Here is a 15,340-nt window from a genome sequence, read left to right as displayed (position 1 = left end):
AATCTCTACGCATTTCACCGCTACACTTGGAATTCCACTTTCCTCTTCTGCACTCAAGTTCCCCAGTTTCCAATGACCCTCCACGGTTGAGCCGTGGGCTTTCACATCAGACTTAAGGAACCACCTGCGCGCGCTTTACGCCCAATAATTCCGGACAACGCTTGCCACCTACGTATTACCGCGGCTGCTGGCACGTAGTTAGCCGTGGCTTTCTGGTTAGGTACCGTCAAGGTACCAGCAGTTACTCTGGTACTTGTTCTTCCCTAACAACAGAACTTTACGACCCGAAGGCCTTCTTCGTTCACGCGGCGTTGCTCCGTCAGACTTTCGTCCATTGCGGAAGATTCCCTACTGCTGCCTCCCGTAGGAGTCTGGGCCGTGTCTCAGTCCCAGTGTGGCCGATCACCCTCTCAGGTCGGCTACGCATCGTCGCCTTGGTGAGCCATTACCTCACCAACTAGCTAATGCGCCGCGGGCCCATCTATAAGTGACAGCGTAAACCGTCTTTCCATCTTCTCTCATGCGAGAAAAGAACGTATCCGGTATTAGCTCCGGTTTCCCGAAGTTATCCCAGTCTTATAGGCAGGTTGCCCACGTGTTACTCACCCGTCCGCCGCTAATCTCAGGGAGCAAGCTCCCGTCGATTCGCTCGACTTGCATGTATTAGGCACGCCGCCAGCGTTCGTCCTGAGCCAGGATCAAACTCTCCGAAGAAATGTTTGACTTGCTCATTTGCTTTTTTGATAGTGTGTGCTCACTTAAAATTTAACGTTGGCGCTTTGTTTTGTTCAGTTTTCAAAGAGCAATTTTACAATCATTCTTTCGAACGGCTGTTTATTCATCATAACACTTTATTGATTAGTTGTCAACTTCTGCGAAGTTTTTAACTTATTTTAAATCGCTGTGTTTTTCAGCGACCATTTCATCTTATCATTTTCATAGTAAGAAGTCAATAGTTATTTCTTTCAGCAATCTGCCGAAAGTGATGAAGTTTTTCGTTCGTAAAGTTGGTGCTTATTTATATTAATCTTTTCCTGCGATAAAGTCAACACATTTCACAATAAATATTTTCTTCTCTCAAAGTAAGATCAAGAATGGTTTCAAGGGTACGTTTTGCTTAAGGAAAATACACACATTAGTTGGACAGAGCTGAAGGTATCATGAAAAAGCCTTAAAAGTTTTCATCTTTTTTCATGACCTTATGAAACAAAAAAAGACCAGCCGGATGGCTGATCTTTTTAAATGGCTTGGCGGCGTCCTACTCTCACAGGGGGAAACCCCCAACTACCATCGGCGCTGAAGAGCTTAACTGCCGTGTTCGGAATGGGAACGGGTGTGACCTCTTCGCTATCGCCACCAAACATAAAAGGAACGTTGTTCCTTCAAAACTAGATAATAATAAGAAGGTATTTCATTTTTTTAAAGCGTTGGTTAAGTCCTCGATCTATTAGTATCAGTCAGCTCCACATGTCGCCACGCTTCCACCTCTGACCTATCAACCTGATCATCTTTCAGGGATCTTACTAGCTTGCGCCATGGGAAATCTCATCTTGAGGGGGGCTTCATGCTTAGATGCTTTCAGCACTTATCCCGTCCGCACGTAGCTACCCAGCTATGCCTTTGGCAAGACAACTGGTACACCAGCGGTGCGTCCATCCCGGTCCTCTCGTACTAAGGACAGCTCCTCTCAAATTTCCTGCGCCCGCGACGGATAGGGACCGAACTGTCTCACGACGTTCTGAACCCAGCTCGCGTACCGCTTTAATGGGCGAACAGCCCAACCCTTGGGACCGACTACAGCCCCAGGATGCGATGAGCCGACATCGAGGTGCCAAACCTCCCCGTCGATGTGGACTCTTGGGGGAGATAAGCCTGTTATCCCCGGGGTAGCTTTTATCCGTTGAGCGATGGCCCTTCCATGCGGAACCACCGGATCACTAAGCCCGACTTTCGTCCCTGCTCGACTTGTAGGTCTCGCAGTCAAGCTCCCTTGTGCCTTTACACTCTACGAATGATTTCCAACCATTCTGAGGGAACCTTTGGGCGCCTCCGTTACTCTTTAGGAGGCGACCGCCCCAGTCAAACTGCCCACCTGACACTGTCTCCCACCCCGATAAGGGGCGCGGGTTAGAATTTCAATACAGCCAGGGTAGTATCCCACCAACGCCTCCACCGAAGCTAGCGCTCCGGCTTCTCAGGCTCCTACCTATCCTGTACAAGCTGTACCAAAATTCAATATCAGGCTGCAGTAAAGCTCCACGGGGTCTTTCCGTCCTGTCGCGGGTAACCTGCATCTTCACAGGTACTATAATTTCACCGAGTCTCTCGTTGAGACAGTGCCCAGATCGTTACACCTTTCGTGCGGGTCGGAACTTACCCGACAAGGAATTTCGCTACCTTAGGACCGTTATAGTTACGGCCGCCGTTTACTGGGGCTTCGGTTCAAAGCTTCGCTTGCGCTAACCTCTCCCCTTAACCTTCCAGCACCGGGCAGGTGTCAGCCCCTATACTTCGCCTTGCGGCTTCGCAGAGACCTGTGTTTTTGCTAAACAGTCGCCTGGGCCTATTCACTGCGGCTTTTCTGGGCTATTCACCCTAAAAAGCACCCCTTCTCCCGAAGTTACGGGGTCATTTTGCCGAGTTCCTTAACGAGAGTTCTCTCGCACACCTTAGGATTCTCTCCTCGCCTACCTGTGTCGGTTTGCGGTACGGGCACCTTACATCTCACTAGAGGCTTTTCTTGGCAGCGTGGAATCAGGAACTTCGGTACTATATTTCCCTCGCCATCACAGCTCCGCCTTAATGGAAACGGGATTTGCCTCGTTTCCGGCCTAACTGCTTGGACGCGCATATCCAACAGCGCGCTTACCCTATCCTTCTGCGTCCCCCCATCGTTCAAACGATGTATAGGTGGTACAGGAATATCAACCTGTTGTCCATCGCCTACGCCTTTCGGCCTCGGCTTAGGTCCCGACTAACCCTGAGCGGACGAGCCTTCCTCAGGAAACCTTAGGCATTCGGTGGAAGGGATTCTCACCCTTCTTTCGCTACTCATACCGGCATTCTCACTTCTAAGCGCTCCACCAGTCCTTCCGGTCTGACTTCAACGCCCTTAGAACGCTCTCCTACCATCGACACCTAATGGTGTCAATCCACAGCTTCGGTGATACGTTTAGCCCCGGTACATTTTCGGCGCGGAGTCACTCGACCAGTGAGCTATTACGCACTCTTTAAATGGTGGCTGCTTCTAAGCCAACATCCTGGTTGTCTAAGCAACTCCACATCCTTTTCCACTTAACGTATACTTTGGGACCTTAGCTGGTGGTCTGGGCTGTTTCCCTTTCGACTACGGATCTTATCACTCGCAGTCTGACTCCCAAGAATAAGTATTTGGCATTCGGAGTTTGACTGAATTCGGTAACCCGTTGGGGGCCCCTAGTCCAATCAGTGCTCTACCTCCAATACTCTCATCTTGAGGCTAGCCCTAAAGCTATTTCGGAGAGAACCAGCTATCTCCAGGTTCGATTGGAATTTCTCCGCTACCCACACCTCATCCCCGCACTTTTCAACGTGCGTGGGTTCGGGCCTCCATTCAGTGTTACCTGAACTTCACCCTGGACATGGGTAGATCACCTGGTTTCGGGTCTACGACCTCATACTCATTCGCCCTATTCAGACTCGCTTTCGCTGCGGCTCCGTCTCATCAACTTAACCTCGCATGAAATCGTAACTCGCCGGTTCATTCTACAAAAGGCACGCCATTACCCATTAACGGGCTTTGACTACTTGTAGGCACACGGTTTCAGGATCTATTTCACTCCCCTTCCGGGGTGCTTTTCACCTTTCCCTCACGGTACTGGTTCACTATCGGTCACTAGGGAGTATTTAGCCTTGGGAGATGGTCCTCCCTGCTTCCGACGGGATTTCTCGTGTCCCGCCGTACTCAGGATCCACTCAGGAGGGAACGAAGTTTCAACTACAGGGTTTTTACCTTCTTCGACGGACCTTTCCAGGTCGCTTCATTTACCCCGTTCCTTTGTAACTCCATGTTGAGTGTCCTACAACCCCAAGAGGCAAGCCTCTTGGTTTGGGCTAATTCCGTTTCGCTCGCCGCTACTCAGGAAATCGCGTTTGCTTTCTCTTCCTCCGGGTACTTAGATGTTTCAGTTCCCCGGGTCTGCCTTCAGTACCCTATGTATTCAGGTAAAGATACTGTTCCATTACGAACAGTGGGTTTCCCCATTCGGAAATCTCCGGATCAAAGCTTACTTACAGCTCCCCGAAGCATATCGGTGTTAGTCCCGTCCTTCATCGGCTCCTAGTGCCAAGGCATCCACCGTGCGCCCTTTCTAACTTAACCGTTAAAAAAGTCTTACAGATGCTTTGAAAAAAATTAATTGCCTTCTATCTATTATCTAGTTTTCAAGGAACAAAGCAGAAAGAATCCATCACATCGTGATGCTTCTCTTTCCTATTTGAATGAATTACTCATTCAAAACTGAACAAAACAAAAGCGCTCTCGTAATTATCCTTAGAAAGGAGGTGATCCAGCCGCACCTTCCGATACGGCTACCTTGTTACGACTTCACCCCAATCATCTGTCCCACCTTAGGCGGCTGGCTCCATGAAGGTTACCTCACCGACTTCGGGTGTTACAAACTCTCGTGGTGTGACGGGCGGTGTGTACAAGGCCCGGGAACGTATTCACCGCGGCATGCTGATCCGCGATTACTAGCGATTCCGGCTTCATGCAGGCGAGTTGCAGCCTGCAATCCGAACTGAGAATGGCTTTATGGGATTCGCTTACCTTCGCAGGTTTGCAGCCCTTTGTACCATCCATTGTAGCACGTGTGTAGCCCAGGTCATAAGGGGCATGATGATTTGACGTCATCCCCACCTTCCTCCGGTTTGTCACCGGCAGTCACCTTAGAGTGCCCAACTGAATGCTGGCAACTAAGATCAAGGGTTGCGCTCGTTGCGGGACTTAACCCAACATCTCACGACACGAGCTGACGACAACCATGCACCACCTGTCACTCTGTCCCCCGAAGGGGAAAGCCCTATCTCTAGGGTTGTCAGAGGATGTCAAGACCTGGTAAGGTTCTTCGCGTTGCTTCGAATTAAACCACATGCTCCACCGCTTGTGCGGGCCCCCGTCAATTCCTTTGAGTTTCAGCCTTGCGGCCGTACTCCCCAGGCGGAGTGCTTAATGCGTTAGCTGCAGCACTAAAGGGCGGAAACCCTCTAACACTTAGCACTCATCGTTTACGGCGTGGACTACCAGGGTATCTAATCCTGTTTGCTCCCCACGCTTTCGCGCCTCAGTGTCAGTTACAGACCAGAAAGTCGCCTTCGCCACTGGTGTTCCTCCAAATCTCTACGCATTTCACCGCTACACTTGGAATTCCACTTTCCTCTTCTGCACTCAAGTTCCCCAGTTTCCAATGACCCTCCACGGTTGAGCCGTGGGCTTTCACATCAGACTTAAGGAACCACCTGCGCGCGCTTTACGCCCAATAATTCCGGACAACGCTTGCCACCTACGTATTACCGCGGCTGCTGGCACGTAGTTAGCCGTGGCTTTCTGGTTAGGTACCGTCAAGGTACCAGCAGTTACTCTGGTACTTGTTCTTCCCTAACAACAGAACTTTACGACCCGAAGGCCTTCTTCGTTCACGCGGCGTTGCTCCGTCAGACTTTCGTCCATTGCGGAAGATTCCCTACTGCTGCCTCCCGTAGGAGTCTGGGCCGTGTCTCAGTCCCAGTGTGGCCGATCACCCTCTCAGGTCGGCTACGCATCGTCGCCTTGGTGAGCCATTACCTCACCAACTAGCTAATGCGCCGCGGGCCCATCTATAAGTGACAGCGTAAACCGTCTTTCCATCTTCTCTCATGCGAGAAAAGAACGTATCCGGTATTAGCTCCGGTTTCCCGAAGTTATCCCAGTCTTATAGGCAGGTTGCCCACGTGTTACTCACCCGTCCGCCGCTAATCTCAGGGAGCAAGCTCCCGTCGATTCGCTCGACTTGCATGTATTAGGCACGCCGCCAGCGTTCGTCCTGAGCCAGGATCAAACTCTCCGAAGAAATGTTTGACTTGCTCATTTGCTTTTTTGATAGTGTGTGCTCACTTAAAATTTAACGTTGGCGCTTTGTTTTGTTCAGTTTTCAAAGAGCAATTTTACAATCATTCTTTCGAACGGCTGTTTATTCATCATAACACTTTATTGATTAGTTGTCAACTTCTGCGAAGTTTTTAACTTATTTTAAATCGCTGTGTTTTTCAGCGACCATTTCATCTTATCATTTTCATAGTAAGAAGTCAATAGTTATTTCTTTCAGCAATCTGCCGAAAGTGATGAAGTTTTTCGTTCGTAAAGTTGGTGCTTATTTATATTAATCCCATTTCACTTTAATGTCAATGCCTTTTTCTCCATTTCTTATATTTATATCTTGCACCGGTTATAAGCTTCTTCAATTTATCAAAAATTCCAAGACAGTACTTATATAATAGAAAGAATGGCAACGATACATGGAATAGACCTACTAAGTATCTTTATCCTTTTTTAATGCCTCTTAATGACAATGAATTTTGGAATATAACCAAGTTGACTTCACAATTTTCATTATGCTATTATATAACCAAGTAAAATAATCGGAATAGTTAATTTTATTTATAAACTTTCTTTCAATAAAACTTAGCTAATTTAAAGGAGATGGGAATATGACAGCAGCAATGGTAATACCAGGTGCGGAATCTTTTATCATACCCGGCAATTCTATCGGCATTCTTATTTGCCATGGTTTTAATGGAACGCCACAAAGCGTAAGGTATTTAGGTGAAAAATTCGCCGCCAAAGGCTTCACTGTCTTCGCTCCTCGACTGGCGGGCCACGGAACGGATGAATATGAAATGGAAACGAGTCATTATCAGGAATGGATACAAGATGTTGAAATGGCTTATGCAAAATTAAAGCGAACCTGCACCCATGTATTCGCCATCGGACAATCAATGGGAGGCGCCCTTGTTCTCGATTTAGCGACAAAAGTGGCTTGTGATGGAATTCTCACCATCAATGCCGCTCTCCAAGTTCCTGAATATGAAAAATATCGTAAACAATCGGTTCCGCGCTTCGTTCCTGAAGGCAAGCCTGACATAAAAGACGATACAACTAAAGAAATCACATATGACCAAGTTCCGGCAAAAGCAATTAATCAATTGCTCGATATAATGGAACATACCAGTCAAAAACTAGTAGACGTTGCATGCCCGATACTTATCTTCCATTCTCCAGAAGATCACGTTGTACCAGACTCGTGTTCCTATCAGATTTACGATACTGTCATGTCCGGTGATAAGGAGATGGCGCCCCTTGAAAATTCATATCATGTGGCCTCGTTGGATCATGACAAAGATCATATCATTGATCGGTCATATCAGTTCATTCAAAGGTTAAGCAAAAGGGCAATAATCGCTTCTTAAACTCCTTTCTCCATAAAAATCAGGTTTACCCATACACTTCATGGGTATATATAGCATATAAAGAAAAAGGAGGTAACATAATGAGCGGTTTATCAGACAAAGTAAAAAGTGCTGTAAATAAAGTTAAAGGTGAAACGAAAGACCAAGTCGGAAACGCGAAAAATGATCCTCACTTACAAGCAGAAGGTAAAGTCGACAAATTAAAAGGCAATCTCCAAGATGGCATTAGTAAATTGAAAAATGACCGTTAATTGCAAATAACCGAATAGAGGATTCTCTCTCTAAACGAACATTCTCATTTCATATAAAAGTGACCCCCCTTTTATAGAGAAGAGGCGGCAGATAATCTGCCGCCTCTTCCTTCTTCAATTTGCTTGAATAACAACAACACACATATCATCAGGTTGATCTTGCTGCATTTCCGGGGACATCAAAAAATCGATAGGGGGAGATTCTTTACAATCAAACCAGCTCGTCGAGACCGCTTCTTTTATTTGGTCGAGTCCTTCCGTCCCTTCTCGATCTATTGCTTCCATGACTCCATCCGTAAATAGCATAATCTGAATCTTCTCTTCATAATGAATGACGGATTTCTCTATTTTCATTTCGGTGAAGAACCCAACAGGACATGTCCCTTTTGAAAGTGAGGCCACTTTTCCATTGTCCATTAAAGCAAATCCCGGAGGATGTCCGGCATTCACATATTCCACTGTCTTTTGCTCTGTATCAATGATCATATAAATCGCGGTAAAATAATAATGCACTTGATTATCTTCTTTATTAAGGGTACTCATCCAGCGATTCATTTCGTTTATTACTGCCACTGGATCTGTATGTGTCCTGATGGCATCCCTCAATACGGAGGAAATGAACATGCACACAAGTGAGGCGGATATACCATGCCCCATCATATCCAACAGGATGATCCCATACCGATTTTCATCGATGCGGTGCCAATAGTACATATCCCCTGCTAATTTATTCGCAGGTAAGTATGATGCCCTTATAGTTAAGTGGTCATTTATAATGGGTTCACTTAATAAGCTGCTTTGAACCTGCATGGAAAGATCCAATTCATTGCGGATTTTTTCATCCTGCATTTTATGCCAATCTTTTTCATATTTAAGTCTTAACCCTACGCGAATCCTCGCAAGTAAATCTATTTTATTGATAGGCTTCATTATATAATCAATTCCACCAACATCAAGTGCCTCGGCCACCTTATTTGAATCTTCAAGGGCGGTTACAAAAATGACGGGTATATCTCTAAGGTGTGGAATACTTTGAAGTCTCCTGCACGCCTCTATCCCATCGATCTCCGGCATCATGATATCAAGCAGAATGATATCAACTGAAGTCTCTTTAGGTTGCGGACTATCCACCTGTAAATATTCAAACATCTCAACAGCTGAAGTTAATGATAGAAAATCCGTATAGCCAGCTCGTTTTAGAATTTTCTCTATAACGAAAAGGTTAACCTGGTTATCATCTACGATTAAAATCGTCATTCTTTCATTCCCCTTTTGGCTTATATCGAGCGGCAACATTTATCTTCATTATATGGATCGGTACGTTCTAAAACTCCCTTAAATATTATAACGAAGTTCAGTCTCATTTAATAATAATAAACCATGGCAGCGATTTTACATGGAGACCAACTCATTTTATATACCCCTTCTTCCGATACCTTAAACATAGAAATGCAAAAAAAGTGAAAAATAATGCACTAAATTAAAAAGAAAGAGTCCGCTTATATGCGAACTCTTTCTTTTTACAATTTCCGATAAATTCTTTCCTTTGAGTCAAAGTCCTCATAATCTTCCGAAAAGGATGATGTATGAAGTGTTTCCTTGCTGCCAACCGCAAGGAAGCCGTCTTTACAAAGACTGTCATAAAACAACTGATTAACATAGGTCTGCAATTCACCGGTAAAGTAAATCATCACATTCCGGCACATGATGATATGAAACTCATTGAACGAACCATCAGTAACTAAATTATGCTGGAAAAACACAATGTTTTTAAGGAGATTCGAATCAAGATAAGCATTTTGATAATCGGTTGTATAATACTCCGAAAATTCCTGGTTACCTCCAGCTTGCAAATAGTTTTTCGTATAAGACTGCATTCTATTTAAAGGTAATATTCCTTTTTCCGCATGACGGAGGACTTCATCATTCATATCAGTGGCGTAAATCCTCGCCTTATCATAAAGTCCTTCTTCCTTGAGGATGATCGCCATGGAAAAGGCTTCTTCACCGGTCGAACATCCCGCATGCCAAATTCTGATTTCAGGAAGTTTTTTCAGGAGCGGTACAATATTTAAACGAAAGGCTTTAAAGAAATCCGGATCGCGAAACATTTCAGTGACATTTATTGAAAAATCCTTCAAAAGCTTCTCAACATACCCTTTATCATATAAAACCATTTCAATCATTCCGCTAATCCTGCGAACATGGTCCAGTCTCATTCTATTTTCAACTCTTCTTTTTATTGAAGAACGCATATATTTGCGAAAGTCAAAGCCAGAAACGGAATAAATGGCCTCTAACAATAATTCGATTTCTAAATCTTCTCTTTCCTCAATCGTTAAAGTATCCTTCATGCAAAACCTTCCTTACCCGTACTATCAATCAATTAGTTAGCCATACTCTTAGGACGGATAGCAGCTGATCCAATTTCAACGGCTTGCTGACATAATCCGAGGCGCCGGCCTTCAGGCATTTTTCCCTATCGCCTTTCATCGCTTTCGCAGTTAGCGCGATGATTGGGAGTTCCTCGAACTTACTTTGCTCGCGAATTCTGGTCATCGTTTCGTAACCGTCCATGCCTGGCATCATGATATCCATCAAAATAACATCTATATCGTTTCCTTTTTCAAGGAGTTCCAAACATTCATAGCCGTTTTCAGCTGTAAGGATTTCCATCCCCTCATGCTTCAGCGCATTTTTCAGAGCAAATATATTACGGTGATCATCATCGACGACCAGTACTGTTTTATTGCAGAATGGTTTGACCTTATTCTGATTTTCTTCATCCATTATAACTACATCCGATTCTCCTTGACCGCCAAAAGGCGCTTCAGAATCATCGTGGTTAGCTGCTGCCACTTCTGGAGAAGCAGCTATTGCTTCGCCGACATTTTTGAAGCCCTCTGGCATGCTTGGAATAAAGAAAGTAAAGGTACTGCCTTGCCCTTCTTCACTATCTACAATGACCCAGCCTCCCAGAAGTTTAGCAAACTCCCGGCAAATCGATAGCCCTAGGCCCGTACCGCCATATTTTCTCATTGTAGCTCCGTCACCTTGCTGAAACGCTTCAAAGATAAGTTTTTGCTTTTCTTTTGATATTCCGATGCCCGTATCCGTCACCTTAATTTCAACCCAATTGCTAGCTCCTTTTGTCTGTATCCATTGTGCTACATTTTCTTCATCAGCTTTTTGGATTTGAACAGACACAGAACCTTTTTCCGTGAATTTAAATGCATTGGATAACAGGTTTTTCAAAATTTGCTGGAAGCGCTGTTCATCCGTAAAGAAAATATCCGGAACGTTTTTACTTTTTTCTATTATAAAGTCAATGTTCTTTTTCTTCGCTACATGATCGAAGTTACGGTGCAATAACTCAGGAAGTTCACTCAAATTCATTTCGTCAAAGACCACTTCAAGCTTTCCGACTTCAACTTTTGATAAATCCAAAATGTCATTAATCAACGTTAATAAGTCTTGGCCCGATGAATTAATGACACGAGCGAATTCCTGTTGCTCTTCATTTAATTTACTATCATTTGGATCTGAAAGCATTTCAGATAAAATCAGAATACTATTGAGCGGTGTCCGCAATTCATGGGACATATTTGCCATAAACTCCGATTTGTATTTTGAACTTAACTTTAATTCTTCCGCCTGTTTTTCAAGATTTTGTTTTGCGACTTGAAGCTCTTTCGATTTTTCTTCGGTTTCACGATTTCTCTCTTCTAATTGTTCATTGATCATTCGCAACTCTTCAGCCTGTGTTTGCAGTTCCTCCGATTGGGCTTGCATTTCCTCTGACTGTGACTGCAATTCTTCCGATTGAGCCTGTAACTCTTCGGTCTGTGCTTGTGATTCTTTCAATAAACGCTCTATTTCCATCCGGCCCTCTACATTATTAATCGTGATGCCTAGAGTATCAAGAACCTGGTTCAGGAAAGATTTTTGCAACTTCGTAAAAGTCTCCAAACTTGCCAGTTCAACCATCGCCACAACTTCTTCCTCAAAAACGACTGGCGCAATGACAATGCTTTTCGGATTGACTTCCCCTAATCCTGTCGTTACCAATTGAAAATCTTCAGGGATATCGTCAATGACTTTGGATTTCTTTTCAAGGGCACATTGTCCGATCAACCCTTCGCCAAGACGGAATTCACGTCTGCCCGAATCTTCGCCATCTCCAGCAAAGCTGGCAAGCTTCACAAAACGCATATCCACACCCTCACCCCGTTTGACGTAAAAAGCTCCAATTGAAGCCCCCATCATCGGTGCAAGTCTTGTAATGAACCGGTCAGCCAGAACTTCCACATCAACAATGCGCTGATACATGGTAGCTATATCTGCAACACGGGTCTGGATCCAGTTCTGTTCACTGATCTTTTCGGTGAAATCTTTCTCTTTTCGATTATAGTCTTCAAGCGATTCCGCCATATCATTGAACGATCTCGCTATATCACCAATTTCATCAGTAGTCCGAACCGGAACTCTTGGTATGACAGATAAATTTTTAAAATCGATATTTTTGATGACATTCGTAATCGATTGCAGATCTTTCGAAGTACTGCGAATCATCCAAACAACCGTTACGGAAATAACCAAAATGCTGAGAATAACCGCAAAAATCACAAAGCCGATCATATCTTCATAGGTTTGTTTCGAATTACTTAATGTATCTTTCATGACACCTTCTTGGTAATCCTTAAATTCATCCATCGTACTGATGACTTTCGTTCGTTTTTCCCTCTGGTCATCCATCAGGCTTGTTAGATCCGAAGAGTTTCCCGACTTTATCTTTTGGATGATCTCAGCCTCCGTTATGGAGTAAGAAGCATATTGAGTCTCGAACTCTTTCAATAATTGCTTTGCTTTCGCCTTATTTAACGAACCTGATAACCCAGCAATTTTTGATTCAATCAAACTATGATTCTCATTGATGATTTCGAGGCTCTCTGCTCTTTCTTCTTTGTTTGCATCATTAGCTGCAAACAGGATCTCACGGTCCGACCTGGAAAAAAGCTGACGGATTTCCATCGAATCTTGAACTTTTTCATAGCGATTTTCAACTATCTCAGTCATGCTGCTCTTTAAATTGTTAAGCGTAACCATCATGAAAGAAAGTAAAATAGCCAAGAAAAACAAGATTAAACCAAATCCCAACATTTGCTTCTTCTTAAAACCCATTTTCCCGCCCACCTTCGATACTTATTTATACCAGCCAAAAATAAACGGCATTGCAAAGTAAATCTTAATACTATCATTAGTATTACTTTTATTCTTTGACACTTTAAAATGATATATAGATAGATTCATTGCTCAAAGTCAATTTTAACATTTTCCAAGTCAAAATGGTTACCTACAGCGTACTTTTCAAGGAATTCCTTTTCCAAGTAAGTAACAGTCTGCTTTAACCATTGTTATAATTGTCATTGTTCGAACGAAGGAGCATTAATAAAAGCCGAAAGTTTCCACTTTCGGCTCTTGTTGTGATCCTGTTTATTTAATCTTCTTCACTTCAACATATAAAACATGGTGGCCGTCCATTTCCTTTACAGTAAATTCAAATCCGGCGTATTCGATTTTATCCCCGACAGCAATCTCAAATCTGCCTGTCAGGAACCATCCTCCCAATGTATCGATATCTTCCTCCGGCAAATCGATAGCAAGGGTATCATTGACATCTTCAACCAATGTTTTAGCGTCGAATACATAATGCCCTTCATCAATCTTTTGAATGAGCGGACGTTCATCCTGGTCAAATTCATCACGGATTTCCCCAACGATTTCTTCAAGGATGTCTTCAACCGTAACAAGACCGGCAGTTCCGCCATATTCATCAGTCAAAACTGCCATATGGATCCGTTCCTTCTGCATTTTCAGCAGCAAATCATGAATGGCGATCGTTTCAAGAACACGTATGATGGGCGTTACAAAGGAATCCACCGTCAAAGCTGTTACATTATCTTCTGTAATCGTCGCTGTATAAAGTCGCTTGATATTGACCATCCCCACGACGTTATCTTTATCGCCGTCTATGACCGGATACCTTGTGTATTGTTCTTCTTGAATAAGTTCAACAACTTCCAATAATGGCATGCCTTTTTCGATAACGGTCATTTCCGTACGCGGAACCATGATTTCATTGGCAATACGCTCATCAAATTCAAATATCTGATTTACATATTTGTATTCCGATTGGTTGATCTCACCGCTTTTATAGCTTTCCGATAAAATGATGCGCAGCTCTTCTTCAGAATGGGCCATTTCTGACTCAGATGCTGGCTTTAATCCGAAAATGCCAGTCAGAAGACGCGCAGAACCATTCAGTAACCAAATGAATGGGTATAAAATGCGGTAGAAGAGAATTAACGGCTTTGCAAAAAGCAAGGTTACATCTTCAGCCTTTTGAATGGCAACCGTTTTCGGTGCCAATTCACCGACTACAACATGAAGGAATGTTACGGAACCGAACGCGATCAGGAACGAGATGATGTGACTTACGGATTCCTCTAATCCCCATTTAGTGAACAATGGTTTTAAGATCGCCTCGACCGTCGGTTCACCCAACACCCCCAAACCTAAGGCGGTTACTGTAATCCCCAATTGACAGGCAGATAAGTACTCATCGATATGCGTTGTCACTTTCTTGGCTGCGAGGGCATTTCTATGCCCTTCTTCAATCAATTGATTGATTCGGGAACTTCTGACTTTCACGATTGCAAATTCCGATGCAACGAAAAATGCGGTTAATGCTATTAATACAGCTACTGCTATTAACTTTATAAAAATCTCCAATATGTGCGGGTTCGCCATATAGTGCCAATCCTTCTGACCTTCGGATTAGACATGTACGGCTTAATCCCAAGCACCTCCTGTATAAATGGTTATTGTCGTTTCAAAATGCGATTTTTGCCTTATAACATGAACCAAAACCATTTAGCCTATATCGTTAATATGCACCTTAGTGCATAAAACTATAGAGATAAATTTTAATCATACAAGCAACAATAATAATGATTGGATCAAGGCCATGCTTTCACGGGACACCTGTTTTTTTAGAAGAAGCTCACTTTTTCCGTCCTTTTCAATCAAGCTGATGAATTCCTGAAGTTCCTCGTTCAGGCCATCCATTTTATTCTTGAGTTGAAGACCTTTTTCCTCAATTGCTGACGCGGCTTCCATTTCCTTTTTAAGTAGTTCTTTAATATCTTCCAATGAAAGGTTTTCTCTTTTGTATCCTTCGATACGGCGGAGCCTTTCAAGTTCACCGACTGAATAATAACGGTAATTAGAGGCGGAACGTTCTGCTTTAAGCAAGCCTAGGTTCGTATAATAATCTACGGTTCGTTTCGTAACGTTCGCCATTTCCGCCAACTCGCCAATTTTTAAAGTCTCGTTCCCAACATAACCCCCCCTAACCGTCACGTGATGGTTTGACAAACAAAAAGTATGTCTTTTCCTCCATGACGTTTTATTCTATTCCATAATCGTACATTATTTTAATTGAAATGAAAAATATTTATTACCCTCTTTTTACCCTTTAATGGAAAAACAAAAACCGATTAATTGAATAATCGGTTTAATTTTATAATTTAATCCACGGATTTATT

Annotated in this window: 7 protein-coding genes and 4 rRNA genes (1 of these 11 only partly in view); 2 read left to right on the top strand and 9 right to left on the bottom strand. The window is 43.6% G+C overall.

The window, feature by feature from the left end; genetic code table 11:
- From AC3ISB_RS01340 to AC3ISB_RS01325, 4 genes are all read right to left on the bottom strand, one after another.
- Positions 1 to 714: ribosomal RNA gene (locus AC3ISB_RS01340) — 16S ribosomal RNA — on the bottom strand; it reaches 837 nt to the left of the window's first position.
- A 531-nt stretch (positions 715 to 1,245) separates the two neighbouring features.
- Positions 1,246 to 1,361 (bottom strand): 5S ribosomal RNA (rrf, locus tag AC3ISB_RS01335).
- A gap of 66 nt (positions 1,362 to 1,427) precedes the next feature.
- Positions 1,428 to 4,360, bottom strand: a 23S ribosomal RNA gene (locus tag AC3ISB_RS01330).
- A gap of 175 nt (positions 4,361 to 4,535) precedes the next feature.
- A 16S ribosomal RNA gene (locus tag AC3ISB_RS01325) occupies positions 4,536 to 6,086 on the bottom strand.
- The 16S, 23S and 5S rRNA genes sit together here, the layout of an rRNA operon.
- A 637-nt stretch (positions 6,087 to 6,723) precedes the next feature.
- Between AC3ISB_RS01325 and AC3ISB_RS01320 the strand changes: the two genes are divergently transcribed.
- On the top strand, positions 6,724 to 7,482 hold the full coding sequence (locus tag AC3ISB_RS01320) for an alpha/beta hydrolase (RefSeq protein ID WP_489275355.1): 759 nt from the start codon (positions 6,724 to 6,726) through the stop codon (positions 7,480 to 7,482).
- A gap of 80 nt (positions 7,483 to 7,562) precedes the next feature.
- Positions 7,563 to 7,733: a CsbD family protein gene (locus tag AC3ISB_RS01315; RefSeq protein ID WP_096340795.1), complete on the top strand. Its 171-nt coding sequence runs from the start codon at positions 7,563 to 7,565 to the stop codon at positions 7,731 to 7,733.
- A 114-nt stretch (positions 7,734 to 7,847) separates the two neighbouring features.
- Here the strand turns inward: AC3ISB_RS01315 and AC3ISB_RS01310 are convergent, their stop codons facing one another.
- The 5 genes from AC3ISB_RS01310 to AC3ISB_RS01290 all read right to left on the bottom strand — a co-directional run bounded on the left by AC3ISB_RS01310 (position 7,848) and on the right by AC3ISB_RS01290 (position 15,155).
- The gene (locus AC3ISB_RS01310) at positions 7,848 to 8,990 is read right to left on the bottom strand and encodes a PP2C family protein-serine/threonine phosphatase (RefSeq protein ID WP_452454374.1); all 1,143 of its coding nucleotides are present in this window, start codon (positions 8,988 to 8,990) and stop codon (positions 7,848 to 7,850) included.
- Positions 8,991 to 9,253: 263 nt separating this feature from the next.
- Complete coding sequence (locus tag AC3ISB_RS01305) at positions 9,254 to 10,087, bottom strand: CheR family methyltransferase (RefSeq protein WP_480340394.1); 834 nt, start codon at positions 10,085 to 10,087, stop codon at positions 9,254 to 9,256.
- Between the two features lie 28 nt (positions 10,088 to 10,115).
- Positions 10,116 to 12,914, bottom strand: coding sequence for a response regulator (locus AC3ISB_RS01300; protein WP_480340393.1), 2,799 nt, complete (start codon positions 12,912 to 12,914; stop codon positions 10,116 to 10,118).
- 312 nt (positions 12,915 to 13,226) lie between these two features.
- Positions 13,227 to 14,543, bottom strand: a complete 1,317-nt coding sequence (locus AC3ISB_RS01295) for a hemolysin family protein (RefSeq protein WP_489275352.1) — start codon at positions 14,541 to 14,543, stop codon at positions 13,227 to 13,229.
- A 180-nt stretch (positions 14,544 to 14,723) separates the two neighbouring features.
- Positions 14,724 to 15,155 (bottom strand): MerR family transcriptional regulator, encoded by a 432-nt coding sequence (locus tag AC3ISB_RS01290; RefSeq protein ID WP_286178757.1) that lies wholly within the window; start codon positions 15,153 to 15,155, stop codon positions 14,724 to 14,726.
- Positions 15,156 to 15,340: the final 185 nt, after the last annotated feature.

The sequence above is a fragment of the Peribacillus sp. GL_122 genome (assembly GCF_057835005.1).
Note: the sequence above shows the minus strand (reverse complement) of the source record. Positions and strands in the feature narration are given on the sequence as shown.